12 protein-coding genes are annotated in these 15,518 nt (G+C 68.5%); 9 read left to right on the top strand and 3 right to left on the bottom strand.

Annotation, left to right across the window (positions count from 1 at the left end):
• Nucleotides 1-4 precede the first annotated feature (4 nt).
• Entirely contained in the window at nucleotides 5-2,662 is a 2,658-nt protein-coding gene (locus ACFUO4_RS44160) for a helix-turn-helix domain-containing protein (protein ID WP_383496557.1), read from the bottom strand.
• 119 nt (nucleotides 2,663-2,781) lie between these two features.
• On the opposite strand from ACFUO4_RS44160, the gene ACFUO4_RS44165 reads away from it, so the two are divergent.
• The 6 genes from ACFUO4_RS44165 (at nucleotide 2,782) to istB (ending at nucleotide 8,413) form a co-directional block, all read left to right on the top strand.
• Nucleotides 2,782-2,979 (top strand): hypothetical protein, encoded by a 198-nt coding sequence (locus ACFUO4_RS44165; RefSeq protein WP_383496560.1) that lies wholly within the window; start codon nucleotides 2,782-2,784, stop codon nucleotides 2,977-2,979.
• Nucleotides 2,980-3,612: 633 nt separating this feature from the next.
• Nucleotides 3,613-3,870: a hypothetical protein gene (locus ACFUO4_RS44170; protein ID WP_383496685.1), complete on the top strand. Its 258-nt coding sequence runs from the start codon at nucleotides 3,613-3,615 to the stop codon at nucleotides 3,868-3,870.
• A gap of 270 nt (nucleotides 3,871-4,140) precedes the next feature.
• Complete coding sequence (locus ACFUO4_RS44175; protein ID WP_383496562.1) at nucleotides 4,141-5,415, top strand: helix-turn-helix domain-containing protein; 1,275 nt, start codon at nucleotides 4,141-4,143, stop codon at nucleotides 5,413-5,415.
• 245 nt (nucleotides 5,416-5,660) lie between these two features.
• A complete protein-coding gene (locus ACFUO4_RS44180; RefSeq protein WP_383496565.1) occupies nucleotides 5,661-5,840 on the top strand; it encodes a hypothetical protein in 180 nt (59 codons plus the stop codon).
• A 132-nt stretch (nucleotides 5,841-5,972) separates the two neighbouring features.
• A complete protein-coding gene (gene istA / locus ACFUO4_RS44185; protein ID WP_383496568.1) occupies nucleotides 5,973-7,628 on the top strand; it encodes an IS21 family transposase in 1,656 nt (551 codons plus the stop codon).
• On the top strand, nucleotides 7,625-8,413 hold the full coding sequence (gene istB, locus ACFUO4_RS44190) for an IS21-like element helper ATPase IstB (RefSeq protein ID WP_351960816.1): 789 nt from the start codon (nucleotides 7,625-7,627) through the stop codon (nucleotides 8,411-8,413). The genes istA and istB overlap by 4 nt, the downstream gene beginning before the upstream one ends.
• Before the next feature lie 52 nt (nucleotides 8,414-8,465).
• On the opposite strand, the gene ACFUO4_RS44195 is transcribed toward istB, so the two are convergent.
• The gene (locus tag ACFUO4_RS44195) at nucleotides 8,466-9,062 is read right to left on the bottom strand and encodes a DinB family protein (RefSeq protein WP_383496571.1); all 597 of its coding nucleotides are present in this window, start codon (nucleotides 9,060-9,062) and stop codon (nucleotides 8,466-8,468) included.
• Nucleotides 9,063-9,219: 157 nt separating this feature from the next.
• Between ACFUO4_RS44195 and ACFUO4_RS44200 the strand changes: the two genes are divergently transcribed.
• Nucleotides 9,220-12,510 carry a hypothetical protein gene (locus ACFUO4_RS44200; RefSeq protein WP_383496575.1) on the top strand — a complete coding sequence of 1,097 codons (3,291 nt, stop codon included), beginning with the start codon at nucleotides 9,220-9,222 and terminating at the stop codon, nucleotides 12,508-12,510.
• Here the strand turns inward: ACFUO4_RS44200 and ACFUO4_RS44205 are convergent.
• Nucleotides 12,507-12,755 (bottom strand): hypothetical protein, encoded by a 249-nt coding sequence (locus ACFUO4_RS44205; RefSeq protein ID WP_383496578.1) that lies wholly within the window; start codon nucleotides 12,753-12,755, stop codon nucleotides 12,507-12,509. The two genes, ACFUO4_RS44200 and ACFUO4_RS44205, sit on opposite strands and share 4 nt — an antisense overlap.
• 183 nt (nucleotides 12,756-12,938) lie before the next feature.
• Between ACFUO4_RS44205 and ACFUO4_RS44210 the strand changes: the two genes are divergently transcribed.
• Together ACFUO4_RS44210 and ACFUO4_RS44215 are read left to right on the top strand one after the other, a co-directional pair.
• Nucleotides 12,939-14,453, top strand: a complete 1,515-nt coding sequence (locus tag ACFUO4_RS44210) for an ATP-dependent endonuclease (RefSeq protein ID WP_383496581.1) — start codon at nucleotides 12,939-12,941, stop codon at nucleotides 14,451-14,453.
• Nucleotides 14,453-15,322 (top strand): HNH endonuclease, encoded by an 870-nt coding sequence (locus ACFUO4_RS44215; RefSeq protein WP_383496584.1) that lies wholly within the window; start codon nucleotides 14,453-14,455, stop codon nucleotides 15,320-15,322. The genes ACFUO4_RS44210 and ACFUO4_RS44215 overlap by 1 nt, the downstream gene beginning before the upstream one ends.
• Nucleotides 15,323-15,518 lie beyond the last annotated feature (196 nt).

Here is a 15,518-nt window from a genome sequence, read left to right on the forward strand (position 1 = left end):
AAACTCAGTAGTGGGTCCTGCTGGAGCGGGACCATGGGGGCGTCGGCCTGCCATCGGGGTCCAGGCCATACGGCCAGAGCCTGTTGAGCAATCTGGCTGGCAGGCGGTTGAGGCGGGGGGCGTCGCCGTGGTCGGCGGCTTGCAGGGCGAGGAGTTCGGCGCCTTCCTGGTCTCCGGCCTGCTCCCGCAGTTGTGCCAGGTGGTAAAGGGCGAGGGTGTCGCCGTGGTCGGCGGCCTGCTGCAGAAGCTGTGCGGCGCCGTCCCAGTCCCCGGCCTCCTCTCGCAGCAGCGCCAAGATGTACAGGCCGCCGATGCTGCCCCCGTTGGCGCCCTGTTGCAGAAGGAGTTCGGCGGCGTCCCGGTCTCCGTCTGCTTCCCTCAGTTGCGCCAGACGGTTTAAGGCGGCGGTGTCGCCGTGGTCGGCGGCCTGCTGCAGTAGCAGTTCGGCGCCGTCCCAGTCCTCGGCAACCTGCCGCGATACTGCCAGCCGGTATAGAGGGGTGGTGTCACCGTTAGCAGCGGCTTGTCGGGCCAGGAGTTCGGCGCCGTCCCGGTCCCCGGCCTCCTCTCGCATTTCTGCCAGTCGGTACAGGGCGGCTGAGAGGCCCTGGTCCACGGCCTGCTGCAGAAGGAGTTCGGCGCTGTCACGGTCCCCGGCCCGCTTCCGCAAGTCCGCCAGTCGGATCAAAGCGTCGGCCTCGCCCTCCATAGCGGCTTGTCGGGCCAGGAGTTCGGCGCCGTCCCGGTCCCCGGCCTGCTCCCGCATTTCTGCCAGTCGGTACAGGGCGGCTGAGAGGCCCTGGTCTACGGCCTGCCGCAGAATGAGTTCGGCGCCGTCTAGGTCCCCCGCCTGCTTCCGTTGCTCCGCGAGGCGGTACAGGGCGGCTGACAGGCCCTGGTCCACGGCCTGCTGCAGAATGAGTTCGGCGCCGTCCCGGTCGCCGATCCTCGCCCGTAGTTCCGCGAGGCGGTACAGGGAGTCGACGCTGCCGCGGTCCACGGCCTGCTGCAGAAGGAGTTCGGCGCTGCCTCGGTCCCCTGCCTCTTCCCGCAGCATCGCTAGGGCGTGCAGGGCATTGGTGTCGCCGTGGTCGGCAAGCTTCCGGGCCAGGAGTTCGGCGCCTTCATGGTCTCCGGCCTCCTCCCGCTGTAGCGCCAGAGAGTGCAGGGCGTTGGTGCTGCCGTGGTGCGCGGCGCGGTGGAGCAGGTGGTGGGCCCATTGCAGGCGGTGCCGGTCTTGGGCGGCGCGGGTGAGGTTTTCCAGGTCGTCAGGGTGGCTGAGGTGGGTGTAGGCGGCCTGCCAGAAGGAGGAGGGCGGGCACAGATGACGGCGAGCGCCGCGGCCGTGCTCTTCGAGGTAGTCGGCGAGCCGGACCAGAGACCTTGTGGGCGGCGGCGAAAGGATGGGGCGACCGGTGGGAGCTGGCGGGCGTCGTAGGGGCCGGGGGTTAGTGCGACGCAGTGGTGCCTGCTTGCCATGGACGGGTGTAGCGAGTTCAGCGAAAGCCTGCTCCGCCCAGTCGTCGGTGAGCTGGTCGTAGTCAATGTCACTGAGGTAGTCGGTGGCTGCGTCGGTGAGAAACGCCTGGGGCAGGTGGAGGTCCACGCCGAGGCGGCGGGCGTCCATCGCCGCGTTCAGCACCGCTCTGGCGGCCGGGCTGGCCTGCTCGTAGCGGGCGAGGAGTTCGGGGGCGCCGGCCAGGTCCTGGGTCACCCGCCCGCTCGTACGGGCGCGCGTCAGGGCATCTGCCAGCAGCCTGTCACCGTCCTCAGCGAACTCCGTGGCAGCGTCCAGGGCCATGGTGTCGAACGTCTCAGGGACGCTCACCGTGTGGCCAACCAGCAGCTCCCGCACCCGGCTGTACTGATCCGCCCCGCCCGTAGCGGGCAGAGCAGTGTACTCCTGGATGTACCCAGGCCAGAGCGTGCCCAGCACCAGGACCGGGGCACGTTCCTCGTCGATCAGCAAGTGGTGCACGGCCGCCGCGATCCGCTCGCCGAACTTCGGGTCGCCGAGGTAGTGCTGTGCCTCGTTGAGCCAGACAACGGTCCGTGGCCCGACTCGGTGCAGGTCATCCAGCGCAGCTTCGGCACGAGTGGGATCGAAGGGATGCCACAACCGCCACCCCTTCTCCATCTCCCTGAGTGGCTGCACAGCCTCCCAGCAGGCCCGCGTCTTGCCCGTCGAGGAGGTCCCCACCAAGACCACGATCCCGCTGCGGCCCCTTGCTGCCGCCGCAACGGCGTTGGCCAATATCTGGTCATGCTGGCGCCGCACGTACCCGGGCAGTGGTAGCACGCCGTCGGTGCGCGTCTTGCCGGGGCCAGCAGGGTGCACCTCCAGTTCATGCGGATCCCACTGCCCGATCGGCCGGCCCGGCCCTGTCACATCGGCTGCCACCATGCCTGCCTCTTCGGCCGCGGCCCGCCGCAGCTCCAGCAACTCGCCCACCGGCAGCTTCAACACGTCAGCCAGCGCCGTCACAGTGTCCACCGACGGCACGCCGCCCCGGGGTGAGAGCGCCTTTGACACCGTCGTACGGCCCAGGCCGGCCCTGCCGGCGAGCTGCGTCTGATCCAGCCGGGCATGAGCCCGTCCTGAATCGAGCCTGTTGCACAGCTCAGCGTGTGCGGGACTGCGGCGGTCCGGCTCGTCGTGCATGTGAAGGTCCCCCGGAGTGGTGTGTGCCCGTGTTCATCTTCGTTCCCGTGAACCATGGCGCACAGCGGTTCCGCGAGCTTCGTCCCTGTCAATACTCCACCGCATCCAGGGAGTCCGCCGTGACCGTCGCCATTGCCCTTCTCGCCATCGCAGTCATTCTCGTCGTCGCCCTGCTGTCCGCCGTCGGCGCCGGCATGCTGGCCCGCCTGGACGGCGCGACCTGGCCGACGGCCTTCACCCGCGCGGCAGGCACCTTCGCCGCAGTCCTCGCCCTCGCCGCCGCCGCGACCTCGGCGCTCTCCCCCTTCCTCACCTGACGACTCGGCCTCCTCTGTCTCCGAGGGCCACCGTTTCGCCTGCTGATGGCAGGGTGCTTGTCAGCGACCCGGGCCAATACGCTGTGGGGTGGGGAGACAAGGTGAGCAGATCTTGCTGGGGTGAGAGGAGGGCGGCGAACTCGCGGGCGGTGTCGGCTTCCCGGGCGTACTGTGCGGCGCTGGCGAGGTAGGCCCCGATCAGGGACGGGCTGACCGGGCTGTCGGCGCCGCTTCCTGTCCCTCCGCGCAGCCGGAGAGTTCTGGGCGGGCCTCGGCGAGCGCGACAGCGTCGAGAAGTGCTTCACGCCTGACAGCAGTGGGGTACTCGGCCGCAGATTTCCGGGCAGACTGTGAACCTGCTGCATGAATCTCATCGTCGGCGAGACGGTAGCGAAGGCACTCGTCCGCCTCCGTCTCGAGTGCACTGACGCGCGAGCCGATCGCGGCCAAGGCTCGCTCTACAAGGTCCTCGTTAGGATCAGCGCTGGCCTCGTCCTCGACGTGCAGACCACCGGCCTCAACGACGCGTGGGCTGTCTAGTGCGGCCTGACTGACCGTTACGGCACCACGCTGGTCGACAAAATCATCAATCCGCTCCACGACATTGACCCCGCGGCGAGCGCACTCCACGGCATCACGAGCGACCGGATCTCCAGCGACCCTACGTTCAGTGCTCTCGTACCTGATCTCAGCCGCCTCATGACAGGACGGCGGTGCCTCATGTACAACGCCGCCTTCGACCGTGGCGTCCTGGAGCGCGAGCTGTGCCGGCACTTCCACAGCACGGCCCGAGCCCAGACCTGGCTGAGCTGTAGGCCATCTGGAAGAGCCTGTGGTCAGCTCATCGATGCTTCTACCGCGACCAGCCCATCGGTAGCGCCTACGAAGTGATCGCGAACTGCCAATTACTTCTGTCCACGCTCGAGCAGATTGGAAGGTAGACCGCCAGCCAACAGGGGGGCGCCTGACCACGCCGCGCGGGGTGGACGGGCCGATGGGTGAGCCGTCGCCCCGGACGCGGGCTGGTGAATGTTGGACGAGGAGGCAGTGGAAAGCGGCCTCGGCTGCCGGGTCCGGAGCGCTGGCGTGGCGTTGGCGCCAGGCTGCCAGCGTCCCGGCTGGTGACCGGCGTTGTCGGTGCCGGGCCGTAGGGTTTCGCGTATGGCCCGTTCTTGGACGCGACTGCACGAGCACCTCGGTACTCCGCCCGGCCCGCTCACCTTCGACATGGTGGAGAAGGCCGCCGACACCCACGTCGCGGAGTCCGACGACCTGGACTGGAAGGAGCATCTGCCGCAGCCGCCGCGCGACGGCCGGTGGAACGAACTGGCCAAGGATGTCGCCGCGATGGCCAATACACGTGGCGGCCTGCTCGTTTACGGCGTCACTGACCAGGACACCAAGCCGGTCGGCATCGACCCGGCCGAGGTCAACGCCGCGCAGTACGCGCAGTGGATCCGCAACCACGTCCAGCCCTACCTGGCCGACGTCGACTTCACCGTCCTGTCCTCGCCTGACGGAGTCCTCAGCTTCCTGGTCGTCGATGTGCCCGCCAGCCCTATGGCCCCTCACCACGTGTACGGCACGGCGGCTAAGGACAAGGATCAGCAGGCTGCCGTCGTTCCCTACCGCGACCGTGACCACACCGCGTGGATGGCCGAGCATCAGATCGAACGCGCCTACCGTGACCGCTTCACGCGCGTCCAGCACGCTCAGGACGAGCTCGAGCGCCTTTTCACCCACACCCGGGAGTATGTCCTGGCCGAACAGGATGAGCGCTCGGCCTGGTTCATCGCCGTCACCCGGCCTGAGCGGCCACTGCCGCGCACTGCCGCGCCTCTGGCCCGCGAGATGGTCGGTGACATCTGTGGCACCGCCATGGCCCACTCCCAGCACCTGACCCGCGACCGCCACACTGTCAGCCCCCTGCAGACGTTGAGCGTGATGCTGCACGACCCCCGTCCCGGGCTGCGCTGCTGGGTCTTCACCACCCTGTCCCTGCGCATGGGCCGGGAGATCCACGCCGAACTGCACCACGACGGCAGCGCCGTCCTCGCCGTCAACCTCTCCTGGAGAGCCTTGCGCCAGGACGCCGATTCGCAGGCGACGGGCCCCCTGGTCGACACGGACGTCACCGCTGCGGCCTGCCGCGACACCCTCGCCCTGGCCTGTGAACTCTCCCGCCACCTCGGCGTGGACAGCTCCTCGCACGTCCAGGCGGCCATCACCACCGCCGAACCGACACCCCTGACACCCATCGTCACCGAGCATGGCGGCGCCTTCAGAGACATCCCCGACCGTGCCCGTCGGCCCCGCCGCATCCAGACGGTGACCGCCGTGGTCAACCCCGCTGACGAGGACAATCTGTTGCGCGCGAGCGCCCAGGAGCTCCTTACCGATCTGATGCACCAGTTCGGCATCACCGCCCACCTATAGTCGGCCGGGCCTGGCGACCGTAGTCACGCCGCCGCGGGAACCGTCCGGTCCCGCACTGAATGTGCCGTCGTGATGACTCGACCGCCGTTGCCGGCACCAGGCACCTGTCCTCGTCGGGTCCCCGCTACTGCGACGCACCAGCCATCGAGAGGACACCACCGGCCAGGCGGCCGCGCGCTTTTGCTGGGCGGCTGCCCTGTACGAAGGATGCGCGTTGCGTGTTGCTGCCGACTACGGTGACCGCCATGGACGCCGCAACCTCGCCTGATGTTGAACCCGCCCTTGCCCTGGAGCCGGTGGACGAGGCCCTGGCGGCCTCTCTGACCGCACAGGGCGAAGACGGTATGCGGGCGCTGGGCCTGCTGCGCGACGCCTACCGCATCCTCGGCGACGACCGCTATGAGAGGCCGGGGGTGGCTATGTAGGTGACTGCGGGAGCCGTTTCGATGTGACTGTGGGAGTCACCTTCTGACCGAGTTCGCGATGTCAGTTTGTTTTGACGTCACGTGAGGGCTAGCGGTGGGAGCGTGAGGTGTGCCTTTCCCGCTGGGGGCCTCATGGGTAACTCGCAGTCGAAGGTCGAGTTGTACGCGGCGATCCGCCGGGATCACCGGATGGGGATGTCGCTGCGGGCGCTTCAGCGCACGCACAACGTGACCTGGAGGACGGTCCGGCGGGCCCTGGACGGGCAGTGGCCACAGCCGCGGAAGAAGCAACGGCGCAAGGAGTCGAGACTCGACCCCTACAAGCCGTTGATCGACGGGATGCTACTGGCTGACCTGGATGCTCCGCCCAAGCAGCGGCACACCGCCCAGCGCATCTACGACCGCCTGGCCGAGGACCATGCGGCTGACGACATCTCCTATCCCATGGTCCGCGTCTATGTGAAGGACCGCCGCAAGGAGGTCCGCCGGCAGGCCGGGGTCGGCCCGGACGCGATGTTCGTGCCGCAGACGCATCTGCCGGGAGCGGAGGCGGAGGTCGACTTCGGCGACGTGCACGTCATGCTCGCGGGTAAGTTGACCAAGGTCTATCTGTTCTCGATGCGGCTTTCTTACTCCGGCAAGGCGGTGCACCGCGTCTTCGCCTCCTGCGGCCAGGAGGCGTTCTTCGAAGGGCACGTGCACGCCTTTCGGGCCATGGGCGGCATACCCCGCGGCCGCATCCGCTACGACAACCTGCGGGCCGCGGTCGAGCGGGTCCTGGGCCTGTCCAGGGCCAGGGTGGAGAACGACCGCTGGACGGCGTTCCGCTCGCACTGGGGCATCGATGCCTTCTACTGCCGTCCCGGCATCGAGGGCGCCCACGAGAAGGGTGGCGTCGAGGGGCAGATCGGCTACTACCGCCGCAACCACTTCGTCCCTGTTCCCGAGGTCACCTCGCTGACCGAACTGAACGCCATGGTCGACGAGTGGGACGTGGACGACGAAGGCCGGCGTCTGAGGTCGAAGACCCGCACCATCGGGGAGCACTTCGCCCAGGAACAGCCACTGCTGCGGCCACTGCCGAGGGAGGTGTTCGAGACCGGACGCTGGTTCACCCCGCGGGTCAACCGCTTCGGCCAGGTCACCGTCCGCTGCAACTCCTACTCGGTCCCGGTCCGCTTCATCGGCCGCCAGCTGCGGGTGCTGCTGCACGCCAACGACCTGGTCGTCTACGACGGCCGCACCGTGGTCGCCCACCACGAACGGCTCAGCGGCCGGGGCGAATCCCGCCTGGTCCTGGACCACTACCTGGAAGCACTCCTGCGCAAGCCGGGCGCCTTCCCCGGAGCAACTGCCCTCGAACAGGCCAAAGCCGCAGGAAAGTTCACCCCAGTCCACGAAGCCTGGTGGACCGCCGCCCGCGCCGCCCACGGCGAGGCAGCCGGCACCCGAGCCCTGATCGAGGTGCTGCTGCTGGGCCGCCACATGGAACACGAACACGTCGTCGCCGGACTCGCCGCCGCCCACCGAGCCGGCGCCCTGACCGCGGACGCGGTCGCACTGGAGGCCCGCAAGGCCGCCGAGGGCGAGACCTTCACCGAACCCGTGAAACCCGCCCCGACCCGACCCGTCCAGCCGCAGGAGGAGACCAGCGGCACGGTCACCTTCCTGTCCGACTGGAGGCTGTCCCACCTCCCGCCCGACAACCGGCCGCTTCCGTCGGTGGCCCACTACGACCAACTCCTGCAACGGCACGGCCGCACGGCCGGCAAGAAAGAGGGATCATGACACGCAAGCGCGGACTGACCGAAGAAGCCGCCACCGCCTCGATCGACCAGGCATGCCGCATGCTCAGGCTGCCGTCGATCCGACAGCAGTTCGCCGACCTCGCCGAAGGCGCCGCACGTGACCAGATGTCATACCGGGCCTTCCTCGCCGAACTGCTGATGACCGAGTGCGACGACCGGGCCCGCCGACGCTCCGAACGCCGGATCAAGGCCGCTTCCTTCCCGAGGGACAAGAGCCTGCGGGCGTTCGACTTCGACGCCAACCCCAGCATCGACCCGGCCACCGTCAACACCCTCGCCACCTGCGAATGGGTCAAGAAGGGCGAGCCGCTCTGCCTGATCGGAGACTCCGGCACCGGCAAGTCCCACCTCCTGATCGCCCTGGGCACCGAGGCGGCGATGCACGGCTTCCGCGTCCGCTACGTGCTGGCCACCAAGCTCGTCAACGAACTGGTCGAGGCCGCCGACGAGAAGATGCTGTCCAAGACGATCGCTCGCTACGGCCGTGTCGATCTTTTATGCATCGATGAACTCGGCTACATGGAACTTGACCGCAGGGGTGCTGAGCTGCTGTTTCAGGTTCTAACGGAGCGTGAGGAAAAGAACAGCGTCGCCATCGCCTCGAACGAGAGTTTCAGTGGCTGGACGAAGACCTTCACCGACCCCCGGCTCTGCGCGGCCATCGTCGACCGCCTGACCTTCAACGGCGCCATCATCCAAACCGGCACCGAGTCCTACCGCCTCGCCCACACCAAAGCCCTGGCCGAACAGACCGCAGCCGGATGAACGCCACCGCATGGCCGACCCCGCAGCCAACGGGGTCGCCAGCACGGCGAGATCAGCCCTCGACCTCCCGCGCCACGCGCTCCAGTCGGCTCCGGTAGTCCTCCCACCACGCCTGATCCCCCGGCGGCAAGTTGTCCTTGCCTTGCAGATATCCGACGGATCCGTCGATGAGCTCTCGCACGATATCGGCGTGACCAGCATGCCGCTGAGTATCGGAGATCACGCGCACCACGATGTGATTCAGCGTCACCTCTCGACGTTCCTCCGGCCACCACGGGACGTGACCGACCGCGTCAAGCGGCAGCGCCGCGATCGTGCTGTTGGAGTGCTCCCACGCCTGGCGATACAGCCCAACGATCTCTTCCCGAGATTCATCTGCAGTGGCCCACATGTCCGAGTTGAGCTCTGACTCCTCGGTATACCACCAGGACGGCGGCTCCCCGTCGAAGAACGGTCGCCCAAACGTGTCGCCAAAATACCCCAGCTCCACGCTGGCAACATGCTTGACCAGCCCCAACAGGTTCGTGCCCGTGGGAGTCAGCGGACGGCGAATGTCGTACTCCGAGAGACCATCCAACTTCCACACCAGGGCGTCACGCGCCTCCTGCAAGTATCGGAGAAGGTCCGCTTTCGGGTTCGGTTCGATCATGCCGGGCAGTCTCCCACCCTGCACTGACAGCCGGGAGTGACATCAAAAGTCACTGACATTGATCTTGCTCGCAGGTGCGAAACGACTCCCCAAGTCACCTCGAAATGACTCCCGTTGAAAGTGGCACAGCCAGCCGGGGGAGATCGCTGACGCGTGTGTGCGTGGCGCGCTCGATGCCCTCCTGGACCTCCCCGGCACCGCAACGGCGTCCAAGCCCACCGGGATGAAGAGCGCGGCCCAGAACCTGCTGGACGCGGTGGACGCCTACCGGCCCACCGACGAGGAAGGCCCGGCCACCGCTGTCGGACGACGCCCACGCCGCGCCCGGGATCCGCAGAAAGCGCTGCACCGCATTCGGCAAGCGGCCGATGAGCTGCGCCCCGAACTCAAGCGGCCCGGCGGATATCACCGCCGCCGAGCCCGGAACATTGCCGAGCGGGTCATGGGCCAGCAGCTCGGTGCCGCGCAGGACCATGCCCTCGACGCCTGGGGGAAGATCTACAGCGATGCCTCCGGCGTCCTGCACGGCAGCGCCGAACAGAAGGCCGCCGCCCACTACCGGCAGATGCTGCGCCTGGCCCGTGAGGTGTTCGTCCCACTGCCCGGCCGAGCCCAAGAGATCGTCGCTCTCGCTGAGCTCCAGCAGCCCACCCGCGCGGATGCGGACGTGCTGGCCGGCTGGGCCGACCCGCGGGCGCTGCGCTACTTTTTCCTCTCCCGACCGGCTGCTGCCTGGCTCGATGTGCTGGACGACGTCCTGCTGCTGCCTGACATCTACAGCACCACCGGTCACTGGCCGGCCGCCCCCTACCTCGACCACCTCGCCCAGACCGTCCCTGGCCGGGCGGGCGCGTGGCTGGCCGACCATGCGGCCGTGATCACCGATGCCGGGGTGGACGCGACTGCGGCGCTGCTGCGCCTGGCCGACCGTCCCGGCATCGGCCTTAACTCTCAGGTCCGCACCGTCCTCACCGGCCTGGCGCATCCTCAGCGGGAAGTCCGGGTGACGGACGGGTGGCTGCTGCGGCTGGCCGCCGACTGGGCCCAGGGCATCCCTCTCACTCACCGCGACCAGGACTGGATTTTCGCGGTGGAGGCGCTGCTGCGCGCCGCGGTGCGCGCCGAGCACGCTGCCGATGAGGAGCCCGCCGCCGAAGACGGCAACGCTCCCGAGGCCCGACCGCGCGAGGACCTCGCCGCGCAGGCTGCCGCGCGCCTGCCCGATTGGCAGACGTCCCGCGTGCTCGCGGTCCTCGTCCACACCGCCGACCACACGGGCATTGAGGGCACCCGCCACGCCGCGCCGACGATCCGTACGGTCCTCGCCTCGCTGGTGCGCGACGACCTCCGCCTCACCGACCCGGTTCTGCGGCACGCGGTCGTCTTCCACCGGGATCTGGCCGAGGTGTCGCTGGAGCACCCGGAAGGGTGGGTGGGCCTACTGCTGGTCCGCGCCCTCCTCGACCTAGCCGCCGCCGACGCCCAGGCGGGCGTCCCGCTCGCCGAACGCACCGCCGCCCTCGTGCAGCAAGTCGGGAAGGCGGACGAGCGGCTGCGCGACCGGCTGCTGGCCGCCCACCTCGACCAGCAGCTGCCCGACGGCCCCACAGCAGGCGAGGAGGCCGCCTGGTGGGAACAGGCAAGGGCCCTGCTTCCCGTGCTGCTGGCACGCCGGCCCACGCCGGAGGGCGCCCGCCTGGCCGACTACCTGCGCCACCACAGCCCGGACACCGACGCCTACATCCTCCACACCCGCATGTCCGCTGCTCTCGGTACTCCGCCAGGCCCCGACGACCTGGCCTCCTACGACCCCAGCGGGGCGGGGCGGCCTCCCCGGGCATGGCTGCGGGTGTGGCGCTGGTCCCCGGTGCTGCCCGAAGCGGTGGCCGCACCGTGGGAGCCGGCCCTGGCCCTGCTGCGGCAAGTCAGCCCGTCCGGTCCTGCGGACCCGCGCACCGCCGACCCGCTGTTCCAGATCACCGACCCTCCGCAGCCCGCCGTCACCGCTGATCAGGCCGCCCGTCTCGCCGCCGAGCAAGGCCCGTCGGCCGTGGCAGCAGTCCTTGCTGCTGCCCCCGACGCGGGCACATCCCCCTACCTGATGGTCCTGCGCACCCTGATCGACCACGACCCCACCTCCTGGACCACCGATCCCCTCGAAATCCTCACCGCGCTCGCCCTACCCGAACTGCAAGCCCTCTACCTGGCTGTCGCAGCCGACTACACACGCGCCCCTGGCGCCTTCCCCGGCCACGCCCTGGCCAAAGCGGCCGTCGCCGCCCTCACGTGGCACCCCGCCACCACGACACCCGCGCCCAGCACCGGAAGAGACGACGCCGACGACGAGGAAGAGTTCCCGGCAGCCGACCTTGCCCAGCAGGCCATGCTCCGCCTGCTGACCGCCGTCTGGCGCACCGACACGAACCTCGGCGACCAACTGCCCGCGGCCCTTGACCACCTCTACGCCCTGACCCACCCCCTGACCACGCCCGCCGCCGCCACGGACAGCGCGGGTCCCGACCCGGCCGGCCCCGCCCTGCAATGCCTCCTCGACTACGCCCGCCACCACGCCCGCACCACCGGCCGCGGCCTACCCGAGAGACTGACCACCCACCTCAACGCCATCGTCGACGCCACCGGCCAGACCCCGCGCACCGCCGCCGTCCTCGGCCCTCACCTCCCCCTGCTTCACACCACGGCCTCTGACTGGGTCCACGCACACCGCACCACCCTGCTCACCCTGTCCGCCCACGCGACCTCGGCCGCCGCCTCCTGGCTGCGCCGGGGCCCGCTGTATCCACCGCTGCTCACCGACCTCGACCGCGGCCAGCTCCTTGACTGTCTGCGCAACGACACTCCGCCCGAGACCACCACCCACATTGCCCACGCACTGCTGAACAACCCCGCCCAACTGGGCGCCCCAGGCAAGCTTTTCACCCACCTCGCCCACGGCGACAACGCACCGGCCACCATCGCCCGCCTGCTGCACCGCATCGCCCTCGACACCGAGCTGGCCACCACCGATCCGGCCACAACCCTGTGGCGCACCGCGCTGGCCGCCCCCCTCCCCGAGGGCGCGCTCGCCGGGGCCGGCGCCTTCGCCCGCACCGACATCGATGACACCATCTGGCTGGAGCTCACCCTCGCCTCCGCACGCCACACCCCCGCTTTGGACGACCCCGACCACGTCGCTGAACGCGCCGCCAACCACCCTCACAACCCCACCGCTGCCCTGATCACCGCCCTTCTCCTCACCCACCCCAGCACCGACCCCTGGCGCGATGCCGCCGTCCGTGACCACGCCCGCCTCCTGCTGACCCGAGCCAGCCAACTTCCGTCCGCGCAGCGCCCCGACCACGCCCTACGAGAACTGCGCGACGCCCTGATCACTGCGGGCGACCTCGATGCCCACCGCCTCTACCAACCAGACCCCGTACCACGGAGTTAAGCAGCAGCGCCGAGCCCCGGGCGCAGGTCGTGCGCCAAGGCCTTTGGGTGGTCCGTCCCGAGGGTGCGTTCCAGCTCGGCCACTTCTGCCGCGAGCGCTCTGGCTTCGTCGCGGGGCAGCGGGCCCAGCTGGCTGTGCGCGTTGGTCATGTCGTCGCTCGCACGGCGGGTGTCCGGGTGGGCGAACTGCCGGTAGTCCTCGGCCTCCTGGCCAGCGCTCGCCGCGCAGTTCGGGATGGTCGGCAAACCGAGACGGCGCGGTTCGGGAGATGGTTGAACAGCCCCCAGCAACAGGGGTTTGTGTCCCGGCTGGACCGTGGTCAGCGGAGCCCTGAGGGAGCGCTGAGGTTCTCCGAAGGTCCCGATGTCCGGCCCGGTACGGTGTTTCGGTGAGAGACCAGGGGATCAGGGGGCGTGACAATCGTGCCGATGCAGTTCACGGTTTTGGATCGGTTCAGTCAGCCGCCCCGAACCGCACCGGGGGCCTATCTGGTCAGCGACAACTGGGACGACTACTCGTACAAAACATTCTTCACGCTGTGGTGCTCCGACGGACACCAGCAGGTCGAGATCGGCAATGTTCGGATCGCCACTTTCGGCATGCAACCTGGCCGTGTGCGCGTGCCCGATACGTTCGAAGAACTGGACGAAGCCCAGTACTTCTCGCTGGGGACGGACGAGACCTACTACGCGAACCTGAAGACACTCGGCGATGAGACCAGGGGCACCGTTCTCCATCTGCTCAGGGATCTTGCTTTCGGCCCGCAGAGCACGCTCGAACGAGCTCTGCAGGAGGAGGTCACCCGGGTTTCCCTGATGCGTGGCATTGAACTGGCCACGGTCACCGGGCAGTTCGCCCGTATCGCCCGCGGGGGAGCGGTCCTCAGCAAGTACCACTTCATCTATGCATCGCTGCCCATGCCGGGCGCCGGCGTCGCGCCGCCCCTTGCGGTGGGTTTCAAGGTCACCCCCGACGTTCTGCCGCCCACCAATGTGCACGTCCTGATCGGGCGCAACGGCGTAGGCAAGAGCCACCTTCTTAACGGCATCACCCGCACGCTCATGAACCCCGATGGCGAACACGGCACGCTGGTCTTCGTCGACCAGGACACCCAAGACGCATCCACCCAGCGGTTCGTAAACGTTGTGTCCGTGTCCTTCAGCGCTTTCGACGAATTCGAGCCGGTGAACCCAAGCCCAAGGCGCGACGACCTCGGCTACGCCCATGTGGGCCTCCGGAGGTCAGGTGCGGAGCACGCTATGACCGCGGATGAGCTTGCCGAAGACTTCGCGAGAAGTGCCCGGGAATGCGTGAGCGGGTCCGAGCGGCGGTCGTCGGCCTGGCGGAGATCTCTTGCCACGCTCGAGACCGACCCGATCTTCCAGGACGCCAATGTCACTGTCTTGTCGGACAGAGCCCACGATCCCGAAGCGACCAGCGGGCTGTTCCGCAAACTCAGCTCCGGACACAAGATCGTTCTGCTGACCATCACCAAACTGGTCCAGCTCGTCACCGAGCGGTCCCTCGTCCTCATTGACGAACCCGAGGCCCACCTCCACCCTCCGCTGCTGTCGGCGCTCGTCCGCGCGCTCTCTGACCTCCTCACCGAACGCAACGGGGTTGCGATCATCGCCACGCACTCCCCGGTTGTTCTGCAGGAGGTGCCCAAGGAGTGCGTGTGGGCGATCCGCCGCTACGGCAATCACCGCGTGGCTGACCGCCCGGACACTGAGACCTTCGGGGAGAACGTCGGCGTCCTCACCCGCGAGATCTTCGGTTTGGAAGTAGCCAAATCCGGCTTCCACCGCGCCCTCGAAGAAGCCGTTGCCCAGGACCTGAGCTACGAGGAAGTCCTGGCCAAGTTCAACCACCAACTGGGCATGGAGGGCCGCGCGCTGGCCCGGGCCGCCATCGCTCACCGAGACGCCCGGAGAGCTCCCTGATGTGGCCGCTCACGCCACCAAGCCGCTCCGCGCGCGACGTCTACCGAGAGTGCATCAGCAACGCACGGCCAGACAACAGAGCGATCCTGGACCTGTACGAGGACAGCGTCGCCCAAGCCTCGGACACCTACAACCAGGCCTGCCGGGGTCAAGAACTGCACACTCTGAATGCCGCCGCATTCCGTCCGCCCTACCCACCCCTAACCGACGAGGCCGCCGAACAGCACGCCGACCTGCTGGAGAACGTCTACACCCAGCGCCTGGTCGGCGAAAACGGCCCTGGCCGCCACATCTACAACGAACTCCGCGCCTCCGCACACCGCTGCCCCCTATGCGGCGTCGGCAGGGTCACCACCCTCGACCACCACCTGCCCAAGACCAAGTACCAGTACCTGGCCGTCACCCCGACCAATCTCCTGCCCGCCTGCGCCGACTGCAACAAGAAGAAGGCCAGCACCGCGCCGGGCACTGCAGCGGAACAGACTCTCCACCCCTACTTCGACAACATCGACAAGGACATCTGGCTCACCGCCACCGTCATCGAAGACATCCCCTGCACCCTGCAGTTCGCCGTCACGCCACCTACACACTGGCCGCCCGAGCTGATACGCCGAGTCGAGGGGCACTTCCTCGCCTTCGGCCTCGGCGAGCTCTACGCCCTCCAAGCAAGCGACGAACTCGTAGGTCTCAACCACCACTTCATCGCACTCGCCGGGCAAGGACCCGAGACCCTGACGGCCTATCTAGCGGAGATCGCAGACAGCCACGCCGCAGTCCGCAGAAACCATTGGCAAACAGCCACCTACCGCGCCCTCGAGCGAAGCACATGGTTCTGCACGGGCGGTTTCATCCCCGCCGCTCGTCCATGAGGCCAAGCGGTGCCTGGCGGAAAAAGGGCCACCATGACGAAGAGGCCGCCCGGCTGTCGGGGATGGGGCCACGCCGAATTGAATGCTACAGAGGAGGGCTGCGCGAAGTGACGTGGACCACATGGGCTGTGTCGCCCTGCTGCTGGAGCACGTGTCACAGCCCGGCTGCGCCATTCGGCGTCCGGCTCTGCCCCAG

The sequence above is a fragment of the Streptomyces sp. NPDC057280 genome (genome assembly GCF_042668605.1).
In the GTDB taxonomy this organism is placed as follows: domain Bacteria; phylum Actinomycetota; class Actinomycetes; order Streptomycetales; family Streptomycetaceae; genus Streptomyces.

What these genes read in the sequence shown, in the direction of transcription:
- ACFUO4_RS44160 (WP_383496557.1), bottom strand. Translation starts at nt 2,662, where the DNA reads ATGCACGACGAGCCGGACCGCCGCAGTCCCGCACACGCTGAGCTGTGC.
- ACFUO4_RS44175 (WP_383496562.1), top strand. Translation starts at nt 4,141, where the DNA reads ATGGCCCGTTCTTGGACGCGACTGCACGAGCACCTCGGTACTCCGCCC.
- ACFUO4_RS44180 (WP_383496565.1), top strand. Translation starts at nt 5,661, where the DNA reads ATGGACGCCGCAACCTCGCCTGATGTTGAACCCGCCCTTGCCCTGGAG.
- istA (WP_383496568.1), top strand. Translation starts at nt 5,973, where the DNA reads ATGGGTAACTCGCAGTCGAAGGTCGAGTTGTACGCGGCGATCCGCCGG.
- istB (WP_351960816.1), top strand. Translation starts at nt 7,625, where the DNA reads ATGACACGCAAGCGCGGACTGACCGAAGAAGCCGCCACCGCCTCGATC.
- ACFUO4_RS44195 (WP_383496571.1), bottom strand. Translation starts at nt 9,062, where the DNA reads ATGATCGAACCGAACCCGAAAGCGGACCTTCTCCGATACTTGCAGGAG.
- ACFUO4_RS44210 (WP_383496581.1), top strand. Translation starts at nt 12,939, where the DNA reads ATGCAGTTCACGGTTTTGGATCGGTTCAGTCAGCCGCCCCGAACCGCA.
- ACFUO4_RS44215 (WP_383496584.1), top strand. Translation starts at nt 14,453, where the DNA reads ATGTGGCCGCTCACGCCACCAAGCCGCTCCGCGCGCGACGTCTACCGA.